The organism is Sulfurihydrogenibium sp., assembly GCF_027448985.1.
GTDB lineage: Bacteria > Aquificota > Aquificia > Aquificales > Hydrogenothermaceae > Sulfurihydrogenibium.
Window position 1 is genome coordinate 1 of sequence record NZ_DAIDMN010000012.1, and the last position, 25,245, is coordinate 25,245.

18 protein-coding genes, 3 tRNA genes and 1 pseudogene are annotated in these 25,245 nt (G+C 31.5%); 15 read left to right on the forward strand and 7 right to left on the reverse strand.

Going from position 1 to position 25,245, the window contains the following annotated elements:
- The first annotated feature begins 147 nt into the window (after positions 1–147).
- Together oadA and lpxB are read left to right on the forward strand one after the other, a co-directional pair.
- On the forward strand, positions 148–1,992 hold the full coding sequence (gene oadA, locus NE054_RS02045) for a sodium-extruding oxaloacetate decarboxylase subunit alpha (protein WP_297887820.1): 1,845 nt from the start codon (positions 148–150) through the stop codon (positions 1,990–1,992).
- A 1-nt stretch (position 1,993) separates the two neighbouring features.
- Complete coding sequence (gene lpxB / locus NE054_RS02050; RefSeq protein WP_297887823.1) at positions 1,994–3,169, forward strand: lipid-A-disaccharide synthase; 1,176 nt, start codon at positions 1,994–1,996, stop codon at positions 3,167–3,169.
- Here the strand turns inward: lpxB and NE054_RS02055 are convergent.
- From NE054_RS02055 to NE054_RS02070, 4 genes are all read right to left on the reverse strand, one after another.
- Positions 3,138–4,313: an ArsS family sensor histidine kinase gene (locus NE054_RS02055; RefSeq protein WP_297887826.1), complete on the reverse strand. Its 1,176-nt coding sequence runs from the start codon at positions 4,311–4,313 to the stop codon at positions 3,138–3,140. The genes lpxB and NE054_RS02055 overlap by 32 nt on opposite strands.
- Positions 4,314–4,348: 35 nt before the next feature.
- Positions 4,349–5,023, reverse strand: a complete 675-nt coding sequence (locus NE054_RS02060; RefSeq protein ID WP_297887829.1) for a response regulator transcription factor — start codon at positions 5,021–5,023, stop codon at positions 4,349–4,351.
- Between the two features lie 102 nt (positions 5,024–5,125).
- A complete protein-coding gene (locus tag NE054_RS02065) occupies positions 5,126–5,566 on the reverse strand; it encodes a Spy/CpxP family protein refolding chaperone (protein WP_297887832.1) in 441 nt (146 codons plus the stop codon).
- 123 nt (positions 5,567–5,689) lie between these two features.
- The gene (locus NE054_RS02070) at positions 5,690–8,140 is read right to left on the reverse strand and encodes an AMP-binding protein (protein WP_297887835.1); all 2,451 of its coding nucleotides are present in this window, start codon (positions 8,138–8,140) and stop codon (positions 5,690–5,692) included.
- Between the two features lie 303 nt (positions 8,141–8,443).
- Here NE054_RS02070 and alaS point away from each other — a divergent pair, with 303 nt between their 5' ends.
- The 6 genes from alaS to NE054_RS02100 all read left to right on the forward strand — a co-directional run bounded on the left by alaS (position 8,444) and on the right by NE054_RS02100 (position 14,593).
- Positions 8,444–11,071, forward strand: a complete 2,628-nt coding sequence (gene alaS / locus NE054_RS02075; protein ID WP_297887838.1) for an alanine--tRNA ligase — start codon at positions 8,444–8,446, stop codon at positions 11,069–11,071.
- Between the two features lie 10 nt (positions 11,072–11,081).
- Positions 11,082–11,378, forward strand: coding sequence for a preprotein translocase subunit YajC (gene yajC / locus NE054_RS02080; RefSeq protein ID WP_297887842.1), 297 nt, complete (start codon positions 11,082–11,084; stop codon positions 11,376–11,378).
- Between the two features lie 9 nt (positions 11,379–11,387).
- Positions 11,388–12,302 carry a signal recognition particle-docking protein FtsY gene (ftsY, locus tag NE054_RS02085; protein WP_297887845.1) on the forward strand — a complete coding sequence of 305 codons (915 nt, stop codon included), beginning with the start codon at positions 11,388–11,390 and terminating at the stop codon, positions 12,300–12,302.
- 29 nt (positions 12,303–12,331) lie between these two features.
- Positions 12,332–12,415, forward strand: a tRNA-Leu gene (locus NE054_RS02090).
- A gap of 28 nt (positions 12,416–12,443) precedes the next feature.
- Positions 12,444–13,001 (forward strand): bifunctional precorrin-2 dehydrogenase/sirohydrochlorin ferrochelatase, encoded by a 558-nt coding sequence (locus NE054_RS02095; RefSeq protein ID WP_297887849.1) that lies wholly within the window; start codon positions 12,444–12,446, stop codon positions 12,999–13,001.
- A gap of 56 nt (positions 13,002–13,057) precedes the next feature.
- On the forward strand, positions 13,058–14,593 hold the full coding sequence (locus NE054_RS02100) for a sigma 54-interacting transcriptional regulator (protein ID WP_297887852.1): 1,536 nt from the start codon (positions 13,058–13,060) through the stop codon (positions 14,591–14,593).
- On the opposite strand, the gene NE054_RS02105 is transcribed toward NE054_RS02100, so the two are convergent.
- Entirely contained in the window at positions 14,583–15,605 is a 1,023-nt protein-coding gene (locus NE054_RS02105) for an anthranilate phosphoribosyltransferase (protein WP_297887855.1), read from the reverse strand. The genes NE054_RS02100 and NE054_RS02105 overlap by 11 nt on opposite strands.
- A gap of 243 nt (positions 15,606–15,848) precedes the next feature.
- Between NE054_RS02105 and cobA the strand changes: the two genes are divergently transcribed.
- The 6 genes from cobA (at position 15,849) to NE054_RS02135 (ending at position 24,140) form a co-directional block, all read left to right on the forward strand.
- Positions 15,849–16,631 (forward strand): uroporphyrinogen-III C-methyltransferase, encoded by a 783-nt coding sequence (gene cobA / locus NE054_RS02110; RefSeq protein WP_297887858.1) that lies wholly within the window; start codon positions 15,849–15,851, stop codon positions 16,629–16,631.
- Positions 16,619–18,541: a hypothetical protein gene (locus NE054_RS02115; RefSeq protein ID WP_297887861.1), complete on the forward strand. Its 1,923-nt coding sequence runs from the start codon at positions 16,619–16,621 to the stop codon at positions 18,539–18,541. The genes cobA and NE054_RS02115 overlap by 13 nt, the downstream gene beginning before the upstream one ends.
- 12 nt (positions 18,542–18,553) lie before the next feature.
- Positions 18,554–20,014: an MFS transporter gene (locus tag NE054_RS02120; RefSeq protein WP_297887863.1), complete on the forward strand. Its 1,461-nt coding sequence runs from the start codon at positions 18,554–18,556 to the stop codon at positions 20,012–20,014.
- Positions 20,015–20,035: 21 nt separating this feature from the next.
- Positions 20,036–21,388 (forward strand): hypothetical protein, encoded by a 1,353-nt coding sequence (locus NE054_RS02125; RefSeq protein ID WP_297887865.1) that lies wholly within the window; start codon positions 20,036–20,038, stop codon positions 21,386–21,388.
- A 14-nt stretch (positions 21,389–21,402) separates the two neighbouring features.
- Complete coding sequence (locus tag NE054_RS02130) at positions 21,403–23,859, forward strand: molybdopterin-dependent oxidoreductase (RefSeq protein ID WP_297887867.1); 2,457 nt, start codon at positions 21,403–21,405, stop codon at positions 23,857–23,859.
- 208 nt (positions 23,860–24,067) lie between these two features.
- Positions 24,068–24,140 (forward strand) — tRNA-Gly (locus NE054_RS02135).
- Between the two features lie 134 nt (positions 24,141–24,274).
- Here NE054_RS02135 and tpx read toward each other — a convergent pair.
- Positions 24,275–24,784 (reverse strand): thiol peroxidase, encoded by a 510-nt coding sequence (gene tpx, locus NE054_RS02140; protein WP_297887870.1) that lies wholly within the window; start codon positions 24,782–24,784, stop codon positions 24,275–24,277.
- A gap of 102 nt (positions 24,785–24,886) precedes the next feature.
- Here tpx and NE054_RS02145 point away from each other — a divergent pair.
- Positions 24,887–24,959, forward strand: a tRNA-Ala gene (locus tag NE054_RS02145).
- Positions 24,960–25,053: 94 nt separating this feature from the next.
- Here the strand turns inward: NE054_RS02145 and NE054_RS02150 are convergent.
- Positions 25,054–25,245, reverse strand: a pseudogene (locus NE054_RS02150) (nucleotidyltransferase domain-containing protein); the annotation flags it as partial.

The following is a 25,245-nucleotide window of genomic DNA, read 5'->3' on the forward strand; positions in this document are numbered from 1 at the left end:
TCCAGTGGTAGTTTTACTTTATGATACCACTGGAGGTTTTTTATTTCATCTTTTTTTCGAATTGGAAATTAGGGTTATGATATAATTGAATGGTATAGTTTATCAAAATCTTTATATAAAAAGTGTTTATATAAGGGAGTGATTAGTATGGAAAAAAGGTTGATAGAGTTTACAGATGTTACTTTGAGAGATGGTCAGCAAAGTTTACTTGCAACGAGAGTTAGAACCGATGACCTTCTACCTGCTTTGGAAAAATTGGATGACGCCGGATTTTGGTCGTTGGAAGTGTGGGGAGGTGCCACTTTTGATGTTTGTCTAAGGTATTTAAAAGAGGACCCTTGGGATAGACTAAAAAAGTTTAAAGCAGCAGCAAAAAATACCAAACTTGAGATGCTTTTAAGGGGACAAAACATAGTAGGATACAGACACTATCCGGATGATGTTGTAGAAGCGTTTGTAAAAAAAGCAGCGGAAAACGGAATTGATGTTTTTAGAATATTCGACGCATTAAACGATGTTAGAAACATGGAAGTTGCAATATCAGTTGCTAAAGAGTGTGGAAAGATAGTAAAAGGTGTGTTATCTTACGCTATAAGTCCTGTCCATACTGTGGATTACTACATAAACATTGCAAGACAGTTAAAAGATTTAGGTGTAGATATAATCTCTATCAAAGACCAAGCAGGAATCTTATCTCCAAAGGTTGCCTATGAACTTGTTAAAAGACTAAAAGAAGAGATAAAACTACCTGTCCATATACATTCACAATCTACAGCGGCGATGGCTGAGATGACACTTTTAAAAGCTGTAGAAGCCGGAGCAGATATAATAGATACTGACGTATCAACATGGTCATGGCTTACAGCCCATCCACCAAATGAAACGATGGTGTACGTTTTAAAAGAGTTTGGTTATGAAACGAAGATAGACTTAGACATAATCTTAGAGGTAGCAGACTACCTAAAAGAAGTAAGAAAGAAGTATGCGAAGTACGATACCGTAGATAAATGGCCTGATTGTCAGGTTTTAATACACCAAATTCCAGGTGGTATGATGTCAAACTTTATAAATCAACTAAAAGAAAACAACGCATTAGATAAACTTGATGAAGTAAAAAAGGAAGTTGCAAGAGTTAGGGAAGATTTAGGATACCCTCCTTTGGTTACACCTACAAGTCAGATAGTTGGAACTCAAGCACTTTTAAATGTACTACAAGGAGAAAGATACAAGGTTGTAACGAAGGAAACAAAAGATTATGTGAAAGGACTTTACGGAAGACCACCTGCACCAATAAAACCGGATGTTATGAAAAAAATATTAGGAGATGAACAACCTATTCAGGTAAGACCTGCTGACCTTTTAGAGCCGGAACTTGACAAATGTACTGAAAAAGCGTACCAATCCGGAGCAAGGAATGAAGAAGACGTTTTATCTTACTGCCTATTCCCTCAAGTAGCGGTAGAGTTTTTCCAATGGAGGGAGAAGTTTGAAAAAGGAGAAGCGTTAAAGCCAGAAATAGAAGAGCTTACCAAAGAAGAGATGAAACATCTTGCACCGATAGAGTTCAACATTACAGTCCACGGAGAACAGTACCACGTAAAAGTTGCAGGAGTAGGAAGTCCTGTAGAAAATAGAAGACCTTACTTTATAAGGATAGATGGAAGATTAGAAGAAGTTTTAGTTCAACCCATAAAAGAAATAGAGGTAGGAGCAACGGAAGTATCCCTTCCAGAAGGTGGGAAGATAATCGGAGAAAGACCAAAAGCGATGGGTTTAGGGGATGTGGCATCGCCTATGCCCGGAAAAGTTACAAACATTAAAGTTAATGTTGGAGACAAGGTTAAAAAAGGAGATGTTTTACTTACGGTAGAAGCGATGAAGATGGAAAACGAAATTCATGCACCAATAGATGGAACCGTAAGTGAGATATTTGTAAAAGTCGGAGATAATGTAAATCCAGATGAGTGTTTGATAAGAATCTCTCCTGATTAGTATGAAAAGAATATTTATAAGTGTAGGTGAGATATCCGGAGATAACTACGCTTTTGAACTGGTAAAAAGATTAAAAGAGAAGTACTATATAACAGGAATAGCTGGACCAAAGATGAGGGCAGCCGGAATCAATCCGGTTGCCAACATTGAAGATATATCCGTAGTAGGTATAACAGAAGCATTATCAAAATACAAAGAGATAAAACAAGTTTTTAAAAAATCTGTAGAAGAACTAAAAAAAGGTGTAGACCTTCTTATCGTTGTAGATTTTCCGGGATTTAATATAAAACTACTAAAAGAAGCAAAAAAGATTGGTATAAAAACCGTTTACTTTATATCTCCTCAGGTTTGGGCGTGGGGAAAAGGAAGAGTTAAAGACATTGTAGCAAATACAGATGTTTTAATATCAATTCTACCTTTTGAAGAAGAGATTTACAGACCCTATGTAAGTGATAAATTCAAATTTTTTTACGTAGGACATCCTCTTTTGGATATAATAAAAACTCAGGAAACGCAGGATAGTTTTAAAGAGAAGTTATCCATTCCAAAGAATAAAAGAATAGTTGGACTTCTGTGTGGTAGTAGAGAAAGTGAAGTAAACACTCTCCTTCCAACGATGCTACAATCGGCAAAGATTTTAAGTAGAACTTTTGAAAACGTCCATTTTGTAATTCCTGCGACGGTTAACATGGTTGAAAAAGTTTTAGAAAAGACAAAAGATTACAAAGATTTACCTATCAGCGTCATAACATCAAACTTATCACAAAAAAACATTCCAAAATTTGAAAATCCATCGTACGAAGTTATGAAAAACAGCATTTTCTCCATTGTAGCATCCGGAACGGCTACTTTAGAAGCATCCATCATCAAAAATCCTTTTATACTTGTTTACAAAGTAAGTCCCATTACCTTTTTTATAGGAAAAATGTTAGTAAATATAAAATATTTAGGTCTTCCAAACATAATACTTGGTAAACAAGTTGTTCCAGAGCTTTTACAGGAAAAATGTAATCCCTTAGAAATAGCCAACAAAACTTTAGAATTTTTAACAGATGAAGAATTGAGAGAAAATCAGAAAAAAGAGTTTGAAAGATTAAAGTCTATACTTGGAGAAAAGGGAGCTATAGATAGGACTTACAATATAATCAGCAAACTACTTGAGACAGGTCAAGTATAAAAGTGTTTTTTCCATCTTCGTAAAAGTAATCTATCTTTACGTTATGTAAATCTAAAATAAATTTTGTAATGTATAAACCAAGACCAAGACCCGTTTGATTTTTCAAAGACGTCTCTTTTATAAATGGTTCAAATAAAAGCTCTTTCTCAAAAGGTGGTTTTTCTCCCCTGTTTGTAAAGTAAACTTTTCTATCCTTGACAACTATATCCATCTTACCATCTTCACTGAATTTTAAACCATTGTCAATAAGGTTTTTTATTGCTATTGAAAAGATGTTTATATCTACTTTAACTTTAAGTTCTTCATTTATATTGATATTTACATTCGGTTTTTCATTTGATAACAAGAGAGATATGGCATTATCAATAACTTTTTTAATGTCTATACATTCCATTTTTAGTTTTATATCTTTTGATGCTATTTTTTCTACTGTCATGAGTTGATTTACTAAAAACTCTAACCTGTTGAATATTTTTTCAAAGTGCTGTTTTCCCTTTTCGTCTTCTAATAACTCTATTGCTATTTTTCCTTTGGTAATAGGTGTTTTAAGTTCGTGGGCTATGTTTCTTAAAAACCATCTTCTTACTTCTTCGTTCTTTTTAAGGGCTGTTATCGCTTCGTTAAACTCTTTGGCTATAAATCCTATTTCATCATTCTTTTCTATGTCTATTCTTACGTCAAGATTTCCGGATTTTAGGGCTTTTATCTTTTCTCTTAAAACTTTTAAAGGGTAAAAAGACTTAACTACCGCGATGTATATTCCAAGGATTATAAGATTAAACATAACCCAACCAATGATTACAAGTCTGTGTAAACTAAACTCTCCTTTTTTCTTTACAAGATAAGTAAGTCCAAATTGATTTACTAAAACATAATGATGGTCGTTATACTTTATCAAAAATATTTTTATAGTCAAAAAATCTCTCTCTAACTCTACTTTACCGTTTGTGTAAACTTCGTATATAAAATCAGGGTCTTCTATTATTTCGTAATTGGATTCTATATTTTTTGGTAATCCGGATTTTCCGGATGAGACCAATAAAACAGCGTTTTTTATGAATTCTCTGAGTTCTGACTCTTTTGCATTTTTATAGAGAACAAAGAAAAATATTGAAGAAAGTAAAATTATCAATAAAAATGCCAAACTTATTTTAAAAAGGATAGAGTTTTTTTCTACATTTAACATTCAAACTTATAACCTAAACCTCTTACAGATATTATATACTTTGGATTTTTTGGGTCATCTCCAATTTTTTTTCTTATTCTTCCAATTATAACGTCCACAGTCCTGTCTATACTGTCATAGTTGAGATGAACCGTGTTATCTAAAATGTAATCTCTTGACAAAACTCTTCCTTTGTTTTTTATAAGCATGGATAAAAGCTCAAACTCAGCTGAGGTAAGATTTAAAGGTTCTGAATTTTTCTTTATCGTAAAGCCTTCTTCGTCAAGTTCAAACTCTCCACAAACTATGACTTTCTTTGATTTTTTTTCTTTTCTTCTGAGTACTGCTTGAATTCTTGCTACAAGTTCTCTTGGATTGTAAGGTTTTGCCAAGTAATCATCTGCACCTACTTCAAGGGCTACTATTTTATCTGTATCATCACTCCTTGCGGAGGATATTATTATCGGAATGTCTTCTTCTTTGGCAACCTTTTTACAAACTTCTATTCCGTCCATTTCCGGTAGAGATAGGTCAAGAATCATAAGGTCGTAATTTTTGTTTTTACTTAGTTCTTCCAATGCTTTTTTAGGATTTTCAAAGTTTTTTACTGTTATGTTGAATTTTGCTAAATACTGAGTTAGAAGCTCTGCCAACTCTCTGTCATCTTCTATCATTATCACCTTTGTCATCTTCACACCTCTTTAAAATAAAAAAGGGGAAGACTTTTGGCAGTCTTCCCAGTCAATGGAGGGGAGGAGGTTAAGCCATGAGGGGGGCTTAAAACGTATCTATCAAAATTCTTTTTGCATCCTTTCATGCATTTTATCAAACTTTTCTTTCATTATTTGAATAAATTTTTTCTTTTGTTCATCGTTTAATATTGAAAATAGTTTTTCCATATACTTGGCTTTTATTTCTGACATTCTCTTTGCGTTTTCTAACACTGTGTTTTTAAACACTTCCTTGTCAAAGTTTCCGGATTTTGTTGCCTCTAAAAATGGGTTTTTATGTTCTTTCATCAAGTTTCTCATCTCTTCATTTTCAGCTTTTTTTATCTCTTTCCACTGTTGAACCTGCTGGTCTGTTAAATTAAGTTCTTTTTTTAATTTTTCAAGGTGTTTTTCTTGCTTTTGCTCCATCTTTTGATGCATTGGACTGTCTTCCATCATAGCGTAAGTTGATGTGAATGTTAAGCTTGCTACCGTTAAAACTGCTACCATCAGCTTTTTCATGTTTGACTCCTTTAGCTTTTACTGTTATCTATAATATAATTGTATTTTGTAAATGTAAAATAAATGTTTTGTTAATATTTTTCAAAAATGGTTGGCTTTGTGTTGATAGTGAGTATGATGGTTTTATGAGTTGTTGTTTAAACTTTTTTCTATGGCTTTTTTTGTAAGTCTAACTATCTCTTCGTAGGTTAGGTTATCCGGATAAATAGGGTTTAGGTATTTGATTTTAATTGGATAAGGTTTTGGTAGTTTTGCATTTATTGGATAGCTTTCAAATGCTCCTTTTATTACAACTGGTACAACCGGAATGTTTAACTCTTTTGATAGTATGGCAAAACCTTTTTTGAATTCTAACAAACTTCCGTCTCTCGTTCTTGCTCCTTCCGGAAAAATTACAATGTTTTTACCTTTTTTCAGTACCGTTGCTGATTTTTGAAGTGTTTGTTTTAGGTTTTTATTTACATTTACCAAAATTATGTTGAAGTTTTTAGCTATAAACTTTTTAAAATCTGACTGAAAGTAGGTTTCTTCCGCTAAAAAGTAAGTGTTTTTCAATATATGGGTTGGAAGAGAGGAAACTAATAAAAATCCATCAAGATAACTCTGATGGTTAGGTGCAAAGATTACAGGTTCTTTTGGAATGTTTTCCAATCCTTCTATTTGTAGATGGTTGTAAAGCTTGAAAAATACTTTTAAAGGTGGCTTTAATAAGTAAATGTATCCTTCTTTGATTTCAAGGGGAGTTTCCTTGGATAGTATTTCTTTCCAATTTATCTGTTGAGTTTCTATCTTTGTTTTTCTTTCTTCTATCAATTTATAAAGAGTTTCTACCGTTTGATTTTCTGCTAATTCTTTTTCTAATATTTCTACACCAAAGGTTGTTTCTATGAATGTTAAAAGTTCTACTTTTGCTAAGGAATCTAATCCTAAATCTATCTCTATGTGAGAATCCGGATAAACTTCTAAATTTGTGTAGGATTTTAGATATTCTTTTAACATTTGGTAAACTTGACTGTCAGGTTCTTTTACTTCTTTTGGTTTTGTTTCTGCTTTTTCTAAAAATTCAGATAACATAAACCTTCTAATCTTACCAAGTCTTGTTTTGGGTAGTTCTTGATTTACTATCTTAAAACCACCTATCTTTTTGTAAGGGGGTTGAGTTAAGTTGTATTTGTCTATTACGTTCCATTTTATCGTTTCTTCAAGGTTTATAATATTTTTCTTTTTTACCGTTTCAAAATCCGGATAAACTATGGCAAACAGGATGTTGTCTTTTTGAATGATGGCAACTTCTTTTATTATATCTGACATTTTAAGTAGTTGATTTTCTATCTCTTCCGGATTTATGTTTTTACCGTTTGGAAGGACTATTATCTCTTTCTTTCTTCCGGTTATGTAAAGGTATCCATCTTGGTCAAGGTATCCTAAATCTCCTGTCATAAAGTATCCATCTTTAAAACTGTTTTTTGTCTCTTGGGGTTTGTTGTAATATCCTTTAAATACGTTATCTCCTTTAACAAGTATTTCATCTTCCAATATTTTTATCTCAACACCTTCAATAGGTTTTCCAACTGAGCCAAGTTTTATCTTGTCGGGAGGATTAAAAGATACAATCGGAGATGTTTCCGTCAGTCCATAGCCTTCTACTACCTTAAAACCAAGAGCCCATAAGTCCTTTGCAACTTCCAAATCAAGTTTTGAACCACCACTTACAAAGTACTTTACATTTCCACCAAATACTTTATGGACTTTTTTAAAAATCAATCTACTTAAAGGTTGAAAATTTATAAATTTAACCAATTTAAAAAGATTTTTTGCTAAAAGATTCTTGTTAATCTCTTGGAAAATCCTTCTGTGAAATAAAGAGTAAACCCTTGGGACGGCTATAATGATGGATACTTTGTATTTTTGTAGTTTTTCTAAAATATCTTCCGGAGTTAGTTTATCTAAAAAAACAACTGTAGCCTGAATATTCAGTGGAATAAGCATAGATACAACCAAAGGATAAGAGTGATGAAAAGGTAAAATTGCAACTGTAGAGTCTTTTTCCGATGCTATGTTTACTTTTTCAACCGCTTTTATGTTTGAAAGTAAGTTTTTATAAGAAAGCATAACTCCTTTTGGATTTCCTGTTGTTCCGGATGTGTAAAGAATCACAGCTACATCTTCTAAATCATTCTCAACTTCTTTAACATGGTTAACTTTGTTAAAGTTAAGTTCTTCATAAACAAAAACTTTTAAATCATAGTCTAACTTTTCTTTTATTTTATTAACCTTTTCTTTGTTGTTTTTTGAAGTGAAAATAACTTTTGGTTTACAGTCTTGGAGTATATAAAAAAGCTCTTCTTCGTTGGACATAAAGTCTATCGGAACATTCACACCACCTTTTTTCCAAACAGCAAAGAAAGAGTAAATCCACTCAGGTCTGTTTTCTGAAAAGATGGCTACTTTTTCGTCTTTTTCTATATCCAAAACAGAAGAAAAAACATCAATGTTATCCAAAAGTTGATTGTAAGATATTTCTTTTTCAGCGTATATTAAAGCTGTTTTTTTAGATGGTTTTATAAAGTTCATAAAAAAATTATACAGATATTTTTAACAAAATTATAACATTAAAGCCAAAGTTTTATTATGTAAACTACCGGATTTTAAATATCGTTTACATCTGGATGGGTTTTTTGGTAAACTATTTTTTGAATTGGAAACTAAGGTATATTACAACCTTAATTTCCAATTTAATTAAGCTTGTATAGTTAACACGAAAAAGTTGGGGTTATAATGTTTCTCCTTCGGATTTTTTCTAAAAATTTTACATCTATAAATCAAAAGTTGTTTTTATGGTAAAATGTTTAAGTACAACAACTTTGAGGTTCATTTATGGAGTTTATGACAGCTGATGAAATAAGGCAGAGTTTTTTAAAATATTTTGAAAGTAAAGGACATACGGTTGTAAAGTCTTCTTCCATAATTCCGGAAAATGACCCTACTCTTTTGTTTGTAAACGCCGGAATGGTACCATTTAAAAATGTATTCTTAGGCTTGGAAGAAAGACCTTATAAAAGGGCAGTTTCCTGTCAAAAAGTTTTTAGAGTTTCCGGAAAACATAACGACCTTGAAAATGTTGGATACACTCCGAGGCATCACACATTTTTTGAAATGCTTGGAAACTTTTCCTTTGGAGATTACTTTAAAAAAGAAGCGATAGAGTTTGCATGGGAGTACCTTACAAAACATTTAAAAATTCCGGAAGAAAAACTTTTGGTATCTGTTTTTGAAGAAGATGACGAAGCTTTTGAAATATGGAACAAAGTTATAGGTCTTGATGAAAGTAAAATAAAAAGAATGGGATATAAAGACAACTTTTGGTCCATGGGAGATACTGGACCTTGTGGACCATCTTCCGAGATATACTACGATAGAGGAGAAAGGTTTGGAAATCCGGAGTTTGGTTCAGATGAAGATTTTAGATATTTAGAAATATGGAACCTTGTATTTATGCAGTACAACAGAGATGAAAACGGTGTTTTACATCCACTTCCAAACCCAAGTATAGACACAGGTATGGGATTGGAAAGGATAGCATCTGTAATACAACAAGTAGATAGCAACTACGATACGGACCTTTTCAAACCCATAATAAAATTTGCAGAAGATGTATCCGGAAAAGTTTACGGTCAAAATGAAAAAGATGATGTAGCTATGAGAGTTATCGCAGACCATCTAAGAGCCATCACATTTTTAATATCGGACGGAGTTTTACCTTCCAACGAAGGAAGAGGATACGTACTAAGAAGAATACTAAGGAGAGCTTTAAGGTACGGCAAAAACCTTGGCATAGACAAACCGTTTTTGTACGAAGGTGTTGATGTTGTAATTGAAAAGATGAAAAACCCTTATCCAGAGCTTGTACCAAATAGAAACTACATAAAAAAGATTACAAAATCCGAAGAAGAAAAATTTATAAAGACATTAAGAAGGTCCATGGATATACTCTATCAGATGATAGATAACGCAAAAAAAGAAGGAAGAAAGACATTATCCGGAGAAGAAGCATTTAAACTTTATGACACTTACGGATTTCCTGTTGACCTTCTTCAAGATGTTTTAAGAGACGAAGGAATGAATTTTAACATAAAAGAGTTTGAAGAACTATTACAACAACAAAAAGAAAGAGCAAGAAAAGCCTTTAAAACCCAAACAAAAGAGATAAAACCTATATATTTACAACTAAAAAGTAAACTTCCGGAAAACGAATTTGTAGGATATCATACCCTTACAACCGAAAGTTCAAAGATACTTGCCATCATCAAAGGAAATGAAATACTAAATCAAGCAAAAGAAGGAGAAGAAGTAGAGATAATACTTGATATAACACCATTTTACCCGGAAAAAGGTGGACAGATAGGAGATAGAGGTATCATAGAAGGAGAAAACTTCTTGTTTGATGTGATTGATACCCAAACACCAACGGAAGGAATTATAGTCCATAAAGGAAAAGTTTTATTTGGTACAGTCAAAGAAGGAGATTTAGTAAGAGCTAAAGTTGATAAAGAAAGAAGAGAAAATATAATGAGGCATCACACAGCAACCCATCTCCTTCATGCAGCTTTAAGAAACATCCTTGGAGACCATGTAAAACAAGCAGGTTCCTTAGTTTCAGATGAGTATTTAAGATTTGATTTTACTCACTTTGAAAGCCTTACAGATGAAGAGATAAAAATGGTTGAAGAGCTTGTCAACAGAGAGATAATGAAAAATGAAGAAGTTGTATGTGAAGAGATGGAGTACGATAAAGCCCTAACATCCGGAGCGATGGCTATCTTTGAAGAAAAGTACGGTGATGTAGTCAGAGTTATATCAGCCGGAATATCAAAGGAACTATGTGGAGGAACACACGTAAAAAGAACGGGAGATATAGGATACTTCAAAATACTATCGGAGTATGCAATATCATCCGGAACCAGAAGAATAGAAGCAGTAGCCGGAATAAAAGCTGTGGAAGAAGGATTAAAAGAACATTTCTTACTAAAAGATATCGCAAGAGTTTTAACAGTCAAAGAAGACCAACTTTTAGACAGAATATTAAAATTACAAAACCAGTTGAAAGAGAAAGAAAAAGAGATAGAAATTTTAAAGAAAAAATCAGCCATTGAAAAACTAAACCAAACATTGAATATTACAGAAAAAGAAGATTTTAAAGTAGCCTACGGTGAGATAGAAAACATATCTTCAAATGAGTTAAGAGAAATAGCCGACAACATAAAACAAAAACTTGGAAAATCTGTGATATTACTTGTATCAAAAGATAAAGAAAAAGGAAAAGTAAACCTTATCGTTATGGTTTCAAAAGATTTAACCGATAGGTACAAAGCCGGAGATATAGTTAAAAAACTTGCCCCAATTGTGGAAGGAAGCGGTGGAGGAAAACCGGATTTTGCCCAAGGTGGAGGAACCAATCTCCAAAAAGTTTCACAGTTGATAGAAGAATTTAAAAAACTGTTTTAAGGAGGTTTTTATGCAAGGAGAACCAATGGGTAGCTTAATAAGTGCCATAATATGGATGGTAATGCTTATAGGTATATTTTACTTTTTACTCTACAGACCACAGCAACAACAGAGAAAAAAACATGAAGAATTTCTAAAAAATCTTAAAAAAGGTGAAAAGGTAGTTACAACCGGAGGAATAATAGGAGAAGTGAAACAGATAGACGAAAAAACGGTTACTTTAAAAGTCTGTGAAACATGTAGCATAAAAGTGTTAAAACCTTCTGTTGCAGCGTACTACACCGAAGAGGAAAAACCTCAAAGTTAGAGGTAAAAAATGTTTAAATCCTTTTTCGATAAAATAAAATCCGGATTAGAAAAAACAAAAAAACAACTTGTAGAAGGCTTCAGTAAAATATCCTTTGGAAGGAAGATAGACGAATCTCTATTTGAAGAAATAGAAACTGTACTACTAAAAGCAGACGTAGGATTTGACGCAACCACAGAAATTATAAACTTTTTAAGGTCAGAAAGCAAAAAAAGAGGAATAACGGAAGGAGAAGGACTAAAAGAGCTTTTAAAAGAAAAATTGTACGATATACTTAAAGATTGTCAAGGGCAACTTAAACTGTTAGGAGAAAAACCAGATGTAATCCTATTTTTAGGTATAAATGGAAGTGGAAAAACTACCACTGTAGGAAAACTTGCGTGGATGTTAAAAAACGAAGGAAAATCAGTAGTTTTAGCTGCTGCAGACACTTTCAGAGCAGCAGCCATAGACCAACTTGAAGTCTGGGCAAACCGTGTTGGAGTAAGAATAGTAAAACACCAATCCGGAGCTGACCCTTCTGCCGTTGTCTTTGATGCCATAAACAGTGCAAAAAGCAAACAGGATGATATTGTAATAGTAGATACAGCCGGAAGACTCCATACAAAAGAACACCTAATGAAAGAACTTCAAAAGATAAAAAGAACTATCCAAAAATTTTCACCAAACCAACCTGTAGAAACATTACTTGTATTGGACGGAACAATAGGACAAAACTCAATAAACCAAGCCAAAGTTTTTAAGGAATCAACAGATGTAAGTGGCATAGTAATAACAAAATTAGATGGTACAGCAAAAGGTGGAGCAATAATACCAATTTGTAAAGAACTTAAAATACCAGTTAAATTCATCGGTGTAGGAGAAGGTATAGAAGACCTTCAACCATTTGACGCAAAAACATTTGTTGATGCATTGTTTGATTAAGAATTTGGTATAATATATATCTACTTTTTGCGGGTGTGGCGGAATTGGCAGACGCGCGGGACTTAGGATCCCGTGGCCGCAAGGCCGTGTGGGTTCAACTCCCACCACCCGCATATCAATGAATCTAAAAGGTATAAAAAAATGGCTTTTTTTCCAATGTTTTTTGATATAGAAGGTAAAGAAGTTTTAGTTGTAGGAGGAGGGGATATAGCATTTAGGAAAGTTGAAAAACTCCTTCCATTTAATCCAAAAATTACTTTAGTCGCAGAAAAAATAAAAAATAATGCAATAAAAATTCTTTTCCAAGAGCAAAAAATTAAAATAATAGAAAGAAAGTTTTTATTTTCGGATATAGATGGAAAAGATATTGTTATTGTTGCTGTAGATGATGTTAATCTTCAAAGAGATATTTATATGTACTGTAATGAGAAAAAAATTTTTGTAAATAGTGTTGACAGTCCTGATTATTGTAATTTTATATTTCCAGCGTACATAAAAAAAGGAGATATCGTTATAGGTATAACAACCTCAGGAAAAGCTCCTTCTTTATCTGGTAAATTAAGAGAGATAATAGAAAAATCTCTTCCTTCCAACATTGAAAATATTCTTGATGAATTAGATAAAATAAGAAAATCTCATCCAAAAGGAAAAGAAAGACAGGAAATATTAATTAAAAAACTAAGAGAAATATTTGAATAAACAAGAAAACAAATTATAATATCTACTTGTTACAATTTCGTAAATTGGAGGACATCTTGGAAGAAAAGGAATTGTTTATTTCAATCTACGAAATATCAAAAGCTGTTACATCTTCTACAAACTATGAAAAAAATTTAAGATATATATCAAATATTTTAACTACATTAACAGGTTTTGATAATGTCCTTATAGCTTTAAAAGAAGAAGATTCTGATAAAATTAAACTCTTTGGAAATTCAAAAAATATAACCTTTGAAAAAGGTGAAGGAATAATAGGAAAAGTTTGGAAACACGGTATTCCAATTGTTATTAACGATATTACAAAAGAAGAATTTTTTTTAAATAAAACAAAAAGAAATTTGGACTCATATAAAAATAAAAAAGTAGCTTTTATTGCAGTTCCTATAAAAATTGAGAATGAAGTATTAGGAGTGTTAGCTGTAGATAAATCAAACATAAGAAATGAACCTTTAGACAAGTATGTAAAGTTTTTAATAATGGTAGGTAACATTTTAGGTCAATCAATAAAATTAATTTCAAAGATGGAAAAAGAGAAAAGAAAACTTGAAGAAGAAAAATCTTATTTAGAAAAGCAAATAAATATGTTAATCTCTAAATCTGGAATAGATGGTATAATTGGAAAAAGTAAACAAATACTTGAAATAATCGATACAATAAAAAAAATCTCGAATACTTCCGCCACTGTTTTACTTACCGGAGAAAGCGGAGTAGGTAAAGAAATTTTTGCTAAAGCAATTCATAACTTGTCAGAAAGGTCAGATAAACCCTTTATTAAAATTAACTGTGCTGCAATCCCTGAAAATCTTTTAGAAAGTGAGTTGTTTGGATATGAAAAAGGTGCATTTACTGGAGCAAATAGTACAAAAAAGGGTAAATTTGAGTTAGCTAATGGAGGTACTATATTTTTAGATGAGATAGGAGATATGCCTCTCCTCTTGCAAGCAAAAATACTTCGGGTTTTACAAGAAAAGGAAATAGAAAGATTAGGTAGTACAAAGCCTATTTCAATAGATGTTCGTATTATTGCTGCTACAAACAAAAATCTGGAAAAGATGGTATATGAAGGAACATTTAGAGAGGACCTTTATTATAGGCTTAATGTTATCTCAATTCATATTCCGCCTTTAAGAGAAAGAAAAGAAGATATTCCATTACTAATTTATTATTTTTTAGAGAAATTTAATAAAATGTATGGAAAGAATTTAACTATTTCAAAAGAACTTTTAGAATATTTACAGAATTACGACTGGCCTGGAAATGTGAGGCAACTACAAAACACAATAGAAAGAATGGTTATACTCTCTAAACATGAGAAATTAGACTTTAAGGATTTACCTGCTGACATCAAAAATAAATTACAAAATATAAAAACAGTAGATTTAAAAAATAAAACTATTGACGAAAGAAACTTACAGTTATCTAAAACAGTTCAAGAAATTGAAAAAGAAGCAATTGAGAAAGCTCTTAAAGAATCCGGATATGTCATAAAAGAAGCTGCAAAAATCTTAGGTATGACTCCAAGACAAATAAAATATAGAATAGAAAAGTATAATATTTCTTTTAAAAAATGATTTTCTTATTGGTAGTTAGAGATTTATAAATCTCAAAACTTTCATAAGCAGCACCAAATTTTAAACTTTCTTCTGCTTTGGAGATAGATTTTTTTATATCATATTCAATTTCATATGAAATAATTATTAGGGCTGCTGTAAGTATTGCCCATTCTCTAAATGGATTTTCCTGATTTTTAAGTATAGAAATACAAATATTAGCATTTTCTTCTAAAGAAATAATTTTAGTAAATTTAAAATCATCTTTATTTTCCTTTGGATAAATTGATAAAGAAAATATTTTGTTAGTATATATTTGAGTTTCTTTATGTGGATGAGGTTCAATCCCACCTTCTAATCCCTTTATAAGAAAAATATTTTCAAAACCTACATGTGTTCCAAGCTGAATGTATTTAGATATAAATTGTTTATGTGTAACTCCTACTAAAACTTTTGTTGTTTTAAAAGGGTTTAACAATTTTTCAATAGAATTTAAGTAATTTCTCAACCCAAATTCTTGTCTTTTTGGAAGAAGTGCAGAAAGTTTAGGATTTAGATATTTTTGATGGTAAAAGGCAAATCCGGAAAGTTCCAAAGCTTTTAAACATTTATCAGGCTTTGTTTCAACAATACATCCCATTGCATTTAATACTTCCTGATAGGTTGTACCAAACTTTGAAGGTACTCTTTCATTACCATGCCCTACAACTTTTGCTCCTGCACCGGTTGCTATAAATATGGCTGCTGGTAAAATATGAATAGATTTGTTTTTTCCATCGTATCCTATAGCTAAATCAACTGGATTTAACTCATCACTATCAATATAATTTGTTTCTTCTCTTAGTGCGTCTATAAAGCCTTTTAACTCCTCTGCGGTTGCATATTTTATTCTCATTGCTGACCAAAAAGCACCTATTTGTATGTCCGATGCTTTTTCATTTAAAATTTCTTTGTTAGCCTCATAAGCTTCTTTATAAGTTAAATCTTCCCATCTTTCTTTCCCAGCTCCAACCTTTTTCAAAAATTCAATCATCTCAAAAATTTCTCCTATTTTTGATATTTCAAAAATTATACCAAAAGGGTATTATTATCACAAACATATCAAATTCATTAATTTACATTTTTGTAATTACAATTTTGTAACTTTTCTCGTTAATGTATATAAATTATTTTCTAATTTTTCTAAAATTATCCAATTTTCATGAACTTAATAAAATTGGCATATGGTTTGCAAATAAATTTTAAGAGTAGAACAAAGTTTAAAAGGTGGTGTAACATGAGAAAAGGTAGAGTTTATTTAATAGGCTGTGGAACAGGGGATCCAGAACTTCTAACGATAAAAGCATTAAAAATTTTTGAAAAACTTGACATTGCATTAATTGACCATCTTGTAAGTGATGAAATTGTAGAATTGTTACCTAAAAAAACAAAGTTAATGTATGTTGGAAAACAACAAAAAAAAACTTCTATAAAGCAGGAAGATATCAACAAAATTTTATTAGAATTTGCTAAAAGCGGATTGACGGTAGGAAGGTTAAAAAGTGGAGACCCATACATATTTGGTAGAGGGGGAGAAGAAACTTTATTTTTACTTGATAATGGAATTGAAGTTGAAGTTATTCCTGGTGTTTCTTCCTCTACCGTTGCACCTTTGTATGCCGGAATTCCTTTGGTGATGAGAGGATTCTCAAGTAGTTTTTCAGTAGTATCTGCTTATAATGCAGGAAATAAATTTAATAGGAATTGGCTACATTTCTTAAAGGAAAAAAATCATACAGTAGTTGTGTTAATGGGATTGACCAAATCAAGACAAATAAAGGAAGAAGCACTTAATATTGGTGTTTCAAAAGACATTCCTGTGGCAATAATATCAAATGCTTCTAGAAAGAATCAAAAGGTCATTATTACAAACTTAGACAAATTAGATGAAGATTCTAAAAATGTAGAAAAGCCTGCTGTTTTGGTTTTTGGTGAAGTAGTTAATCTACATAAAAAACTTCAAATTTACAAAAATCAAACTTCTTTAAAAACATTTGGAGAAATGGTATGGAAAAGCTAATAAATATTAGCATCGAAAGAAATAAAAAACTTAATCAGATAGAAGAATTAAAACTCAAATATTCTCCTCAAGAAGCATGGGAAAAGTTGGATTATTATGCACAAAATGGTTTTTCTTCTATTCCAGAACATGACTTGAATTATTTTTTAAAATGCTTTGGTATTTTTTACCGACCTGCCACTCCTGAAAGATTTATGCTTAGAGTACGAGTCCCTGGAGGAAAACTAACTTATGAACAAGCGAAAAAATTAGGTGAGGTTGCTAAACAATACGGTAATGATTATATAGATCTTACAACGAGAATGCAAGTTGAAATTAGGTATCTAAAAATAGAGGATATTCCAATAGTTTTAAAAGAATTAGAAAGTGTTGGAATTACCACTTTTCAAACTGGTGTAGATAATTTTAGAAATATTGTCCAAGATCCATTAGACGGTGTTGCATACGATAATGTTATAGAAACTTGGAATATCTTGTGTAAGATTCAAAGTATCTTTTTAAAGAAAGAAGAATGGATATGTCAACTTCCGAGAAAATTTAATATAGGAATATTAGGTTCTTACTCTAATAGATGTAATATATACGGACATGATGCATGTTTTGTTTTAGCTGAAAAAGATGGTATTTATGGATTTAATGTTTATTTAGGGGGAAAGGTGGGGGCTGTTGCTAAGCCTGCTGATGTTTTTCTTTTAGAGGATGAAATTCCTCTTTTCTTTGAATCTTTAGCAAAAATCTTTAAAAAATATGGTTTTAAAGACAGTAGAAATAAAAATAGGCTTAAGTACATGATAGATGCTGTTGGAATGGAAGAAATTGTAAATGCAATAAAAGTTATAGCAGAAAAAGATTTTCAAAAAGCAGGGAAAACACTAACTGAAATGGAAGGTGGAGAAAAAATAGGTAAAGTTCAGTTAAAAGATGGAAATTTCGCAGTACATATGGTTATTCCAGCTGGTATATTTTCAGGAACGGATATGATTGAAGTCGCTGAAGTTTCTAAAGAATTTGGAAATGCTAATATTAGGTTAACTACCACTCAAAATCTTTATATACTTGGAGTTAAAAAAGAAAATATAGAAAAACTTTTAAATCAATCTATTTATCAAAAATACAAAAATATAAACTCTCCATACTTTAATGATCTTATAGCTTGTGCAGGAACAGAACACTGTCCATTTGGCGTTATACCAAATAAACCTGATGCTATCCGTGTTGCAAATTATTTAACTGAAAAGTATCCTTTAGACCCTTCAGACTCAAAAGTAAGAATGTACTGGTCTGCTTGTGCAAAAGGATGCGGAATACACGGAAATGGAGATATAGGTTTTGTAGGAGTTAAATTTAAAGGTAACAATAATACTATTATTTTAGGGGTAGATGTATATTTTGGAGGAACTTTAACAGTAGAATCTGAAGAAGGAAAACTTTTATTAAATAGTGTACCTCTTGATAAGGTGGAATACTATATTGAGGAATTAATAAAAGAATATTCAAGATTAAAGCTACCAAAAGAAAACTTTGAAAGATTTTATAGAAGAGTTTTAACAAAATTATCAAAACAAGCACTTAAGTTTTTAATACTCTTTAATAATACCTTTAAAAATACATCTTTTGCTATAAGGCTTGAAATAGATGACCTTGTGTTAGGTAAAAACCAAGAAGAGGAAGAAATATTTGGATTTGGATTTCAACTATATAAAAAACTTACAGGGAAAAATCCATATAATAGAACCAACATTTTAGAAATTTACGATGAACAACTACCAAAAAAACCTTCAGATTTTAATCATAACATTCCAAAAGTTCTTGATGAAGTAGTTTTGAAAATGATTCATAAAGATCCTCAAAAACGGTACAAGGTTTTTACAGAAATTTTAGTTGACTTAGAAAAATTAAATTTTGTATAGGAGGTTTGAAAGATGGATTTACAAAAGAAAAAGAAGGAAGAAAAGGAAATTTCCTTAATTGAAGCTTTAAAAAGTGGAAATTGGAAAAATCTTATCGCAATGTTTTTGTATTTTGATACTGGGTTTACGGCATGGCTTTTATTTGGACCAGCTTTAGGAATTTTTATTTCGCAAGAACTCAATTTAAAGCCAGCTTATGAATTTTTTATGGCAGGAGTTCCACTTTTAATTGCTGCTATACTAAGAATTCCTTTTGGTTATATGTTACAAGCTATAAATGGTAAATGGATAGCAGTAATGGGAATACTTATTTCAATGATACCACCTATTTATCTAAATATAAGAAATGGAACTCCAACGTTAGAAGAAATCATTATACTTGGTAGCTTTTTAGCATTCGGTGGTGCAAGCTTTGCAGTAGCTTTACCAATGGCGGGTTCTACTTATCCTAAAAAATATCAAGGTATTGTTCTTGGAATTGCAGCTGCAGGAAACTTAGGAGCAGTATTAGATGGTCTTATTTTTCCACCCCTTGCAAAAATGTTTGGATGGAAATTAGCATCCTTAGCTGCTATAGCATTCCTTTTAATAACATTAGTTTTGGTTTTAGCATGGGGAGAAGATAGAACAGCGAAAAAACCAGAATTGAAGAAACACTCTATTTTTGTATTTGTATCAAGCTACTTTTTTACTTTAATAATAGTTTTTGGTCTTTATTTTATAGTTAATTGGCTAATAAATCAAGGTCAAATTTCACCCGTTAAATTGAAGACAATGCTTTTAATCCTTCCATTTATAAGTGGTGGATTTACCTTATTTATTTTACCAAAAGTTTATAGAGTTCTTTTAAGAGAAAGAGATATGTTGAAATTTATACTTATTTATTCAATCACTTTTGGTGGTTTTGTAGGAATGTCCGCAGGAGTTGCATTTATTCTTAAAAAAACTTATGGGTTTTCACCGGTAACAGCAGGTACTATGATGTCTCTGCTTGCATTAACAGGTGCATTGATAAGGCCTGTAGGAGGATATATTGCAGATAAGATAGGTGGAGTAAAAGTATTAATGTTATCGTTAACATTAATATCAATATTTAATTTTTCATTAGCATTTACTTCCTACCTGCCACAAGTATTGGGAATATCCCTTTTGTTTGGTTTATTTGCATCCTACGGATTAGGTAATGGTGCTACATTCCAATTAGTTCCACTTAGATGGCCTTTAGCAACAGGTATAACAACAGGGATAATCGGATCAGCAGGAGGATTAGGCGGTTTTATACTTAGTCAAACTTTTGGTCTTATAAAAGAAGGTACTGGGTCCTTTGATTTAGCTTATATCATATTTGGTTTTGTAGCTCTTTTTGCTTTAACAGGTTTAATTATTCTTCAAAAGGAATGGAATGAGTGGGCAATTGCTGATAGTACAGAAACAACCGCTTTAGGTGATATAAAGCAAGAATCTAAAAATTAACTATATTTGGAGGTAAAAGTTATGAAAGACAAAGCAAAAAAATCCTTTTTAACAGCATCGCTTTTTTTCCTTTTTTCACCAATGATTATAAGCCAACAAGCATCAGCTCTTGACATTCAAGCTCCAACTTTTATTGATGATGTAAAGGTAAATCTCCAGATTAGACCAAGGTATGAGTATGTAGATGACCATACATTGAGGAAAAATGCAAACGCCTTAACAACAAGGGTAGCGATTGGAGCCAAAATTAATAAAATTTTTCAGGTTCCTAATCTAACTGCATACATAGAAGCAACATATGTAGGAGCCCTAATAGATGATTATTATCCACAAAAAGGTACAAATGCAAATTTAAGTACAAATTATGCAACGGTTGCAGACCCAGATTTAACGAGGATAACAGAAGCCTATCTTAAATACACATTAAACAAAACATCCATTATAATTGGAAGAACAAGGATAAATTTAGATGACGAAAGATTTATAGGTTCAGTAGATTGGAGACAAATGCCACAGACATTCGGAATAATAGGAGTACAAGATAATACCATTAACAACCTTAATATCTTCATTGCAGGCATATATGCAAGAAAAGGAGTAAGTGATAACCAAGTTTCTTTTGATACAATGGATTGGAAACTAGATAAAATGCCACTAATCTTTAATATCTCATATAAAATCATACCCCAATTAAAATTAACAGGATATGCCTACTTACTCTCTGCAAAATCACAAGACGGACAAACATTTAAAGGAGGCAACACATACGGGATAAATGCAACGGGAGACATAGTAATTTCAAAAGATATAAAACTGTCATATCTTGGAGAATACGCGATACAGAAAGACCCCTATGCAAAAGATAATTTAACCACAAAACCCAAGATAAGTGCGGACTATTACAGAGGTGAAATAAAATTATCCGGATACGGATTTTTTATAATAGGTGGATACGAAAGATTTCAAGGGGCAGATTACGGAGAAAGTGCAGGATTTACAACACCATTTGCGACATTACATAAATGGGAAGGATGGGCAGATAAATTTTTATCATATGTAGCAACAGATATGAGATACGGATTAAGAGATGCTTACGGAACCGTAGGGTATTCTCATAAGGAATACGGAACATTTTCTATAACATACCACAAATTTGATGCAGATAAATCAACTGGTTATCAAGGTACAGCCCTAACAACAATTTCAAGTAAAAACTTTGGAGATGAAATAGATTTACTTTACAGCGTAAATTTAACAAAAAGATTAAACTTTCTTGTCAAAGGAGCTTTTTATAATGGAAAGGACACAATGCCTTCAAATTTAGGGAAGAATGATTTAACCAAATACTGGGTACAGCTGACTTATAAATATTAAAAGGGGTAGATAAAATGGGTTTATTAGCAAAACTTCAATGCCCGTATTGTGGTGTTGGTTGTGGCCTTGAAATAGAAAAAGATGATAAAGGTAAAATAAAAGTAAAAGGTGATAAAACGCATCCAGCAACAAAAGGAGATTTATGTCTAAAACCAATACCCCTTCCAAATGTACTAGATACAGGAAGAATTACTTCCCCTTTGTATAGAGAAAACAAACATGATGAATTTCAAAAAATCTCATGGGAAGAAGCTTTAAACATAATAGTTAATAAATTAAAAGAAAATAATCCGGATGAAAATTATTTTTACATTTCTGGACAATTGACAACAGAAGACATCTATGTAATAAACAAATTTGTTAAAGGTTTTATAAAAACTAACAACATAGACGCAAACTCTCGGTTGTGTATGGCATCGGCTGTTATGGCTTATAAATTAGCTTTTGGTTCTGATGGACCACCGGGAAGTTATGAAGATATAGATGATGCAGATGCTTTTATATTTGTAGGTTCTAATGCGGCATGGACTCATCCTGTTTTATTTAAAAGAGTATTAAAAAGAAAAAATAAAGATATATCAACAATAATAGTTACTATTGATCCTATTCAAACAGAAACAGCTACAAAATCAGATATTTGGATACCTATAAAACCGGGAACTGATACTGTTTTATTTAACAGTGTTTTATATCTCTTAAACAAATATAAATGGATTGACAATGAATTTATTCTAAACCATACAGAAAATTATGAAGAAACACTGAAAGAGGCAGAAAAATATCCTCCCGAAGTTGCAGCTAAAATATGTGATATAGAAGAAAAACATATTTACAAGTTAGCTGAAATTTTTGGACATAGTCGTAAAGTTATCTCTTTTTGGTCTATGGGACTAAATCAATCAGTAAATGGAACTATGAAAAATTTATCTCTTATAAATTTACATCTTGCAACGGGTAGAATAAATGAAAAAGGTTGTCCTTTTTCATTAACAGGACAGCCAAATGCGATGGGTGGAAGAGAAGTTGGATACCTTGTAAATGGACTTCCAGGTTATAGAGATGTGAGAAATGAAGAAGATAGGAGATTTATTGAAAACTACTGGAAAATTAAAGTTGGAAGTATAAAGGAAAAGCCAGGATTAACAATCATAGAGGCAATTGATGAGATGTTAAAAGGAAATATTAAATTTTTATGGATAGTTGCAACAAATCCGGCTGTTACAATACCAAACTTAAATAAGTTTTGGCAAGCTTTAGAAAAAACTTTTGTAGTAGTTCAGGATGCATATTTAAATGATACGATGGATTTTGCAAATCTTGTTTTGCCTGCTACTCAATGGTCTGAAAAAGAAGGGACAATGACAGGTTCTGATAGAACAATTACTCATAACCAGACATTTAAAAAACCACCACCACAATCTAAACATGACTGGCAAATTTTTTGTGAAGTTGCCGATAAGTTAGGTTGGAAAGAGTATTTTAGTTATAAAAATTCAAGAGAAATATTTAACGAATATAAGGGAACTACCAAAGGAAGATTATGTGATATATCAGATTATAACTATGAAGATTTACCAAAACAATGGGGGAAAAAGTGGCTTTATGAAAATAAAAAGTTTCCTACACCTTCTGGAAAAGCTAAATTTATTCCAGCAAGGTATGAATCTCCAGCAGATAAACTTGAATACCCATTTAAATTTATTCTTATAACAGGCAGAACGAAAAAGCAATGGCATACTATGACAAGAACAGGTAAATCTCTTGAATTGGTAAGAGGAGAAGAAGAGCCTTTTATATTATTAAATGAAGAAGATGCTTATAAAATCGGTACTATTGATGGGGATTACGTATATGTTCAATCAAAACGAGGGAAAATTTACTTAAAAGTAAAAACAGGAAATATAAAAAACGGTGTAGCATTTGCCCCTTTTGGTTATGGTTTGATATTTCATTATCCAACTAATTTACTTGTTTCAGCTGCTATTGACAGTATTTCAAAAGAACCGGATTTAAAATTTTCAGCAGTATTTATAGAAGAAAAACGAAAAAAATTTGCTCAAATTTCAAATGAAAGTATTTATATTATGAACTTATTTATATCTAACATTGGAGAAAAGCAATTAGCGGATCTATTAAAAGTATTTTATGAGTCGCTAAGCGATAAAAATGAAAGATTTAAAAATCTTTTAGTAAAGAATGATATAAATAATATAATAAGAGAAGATATAGAAATTTACCGCAACATAGATAATTTGGAAAAAGTTGAAGATAAAATACATAAAAGATCTTTTGAATTTTATCTTAACAATCTACAAGCTTCTGATTATAGAGATTATACGGAAATTTTCTTAAAAACTTTTAAGGATAGTAATGTTTTAGATTATAAAGATTACGAATCCTGGAAAGAAATTTTAAATTTCCTTATGAATATATTAAAATCGAAAGCTGATAAATTATCCAAAGCAGATTAGTTTGTACAGTTCATATAGGCAACGAACATCTACTTTGATAAAAGAATCATCTATATTAGACCACATCAAGGACTAAGATTTATAACTCCAGCATATATTGCATATGGAATGTGATATAATGTTTATGTATAGATGCTTACGATGTACTAAACCAATACAAACTCTTGAAATTTTTTATAAATTATAATATAATATAAGTCTCCAATATGCGAGAGTAGCTCAGTTGGTAGAGCGATTCCTTGCCAAGGAATAGGTCGCGGGTTCGAGTCCCGTCTCTCGCTCTTTAAATCTTTTATCTTTTATGCAAATTCATTTTTCCAAATGAAAGATTTTTATCCAATCTTTAGAATCTATGATGATTTTTATTTAGAATGTTATAAAGAGAGGATAGCCGGAAAGCTATCCTCTTAGTTTATTATCCTAATAATTTTGCTACAGCAGATAATACTTCGTCATAGTTAGGTTCTTCGGTTATTTCAGGTACAATTTGTTTGTACGCAACTGTTCCGTCTTTGTCAACAACGAATACAGCTCTTGCTAAGATACCTTTTAAAGCTCCTTCAGAAATTAAGACACCGTACTTTTCCATATCTCTGTATCTAAAGTCAGAAGCAACAGTTATGTTACCGATGTTAAAAGATTCACAGAATCTTTTTTCTGCAAAAGGAAGGTCCATAGAAACTACTGTAACATCAACATCGTAGCCTGTACACTTTTCGTTGAATATTTTAGTTTCTTTTTCACAAACAGGAGTATCAAGTGATGGAACTGTAATGATTACTTGAACTTTTCCCTTTGCTCCTCCAATTCTTTTTTCAGATAAATCTGATGCTACAACTACCGCTTCCGGAGCTTTGTCTCCCACGTTCAATTGTGGTCCTGCTAAAGCTACCGGATTTCCCTTTAAGTTTACTGTTGCTGCCATACTACACCTCCATAAAAAATTTACCAAATATATTAATATAAACTGGTTTTGATTATTTATGACTATTGACAGTGTTTATTTATAATGATAACCTATTATTATGGGGCTGTAGCTCAGTTGGGAGAGCGCTTGCATGGCATGCAAGAGGTCGGGGGTTCAAGTCCCCTCAGCTCCATTTTCTATGATTACTGAGTTTTTTATATGATAATTTTAAAACATTTAGGTGTCTTTTTTCTTCTTGTAGAATTTTTCTAAATTTTAGATTTACACTATTCATTTAGTAAAACACCTTCTTTTAAGGCTATTTTTTCAATATCTCTATTTTTATCTTTTGCAATTACTACATCCATCTTTTGTTCTCCTATTTTTATTTTTAATTTGGACTTAAATTTTAACTCTTTTAAAACTAAGTTTTCTTTATCTTGAGGGATTATGTAAAGGTCGATATCTCCTCCTTTTTT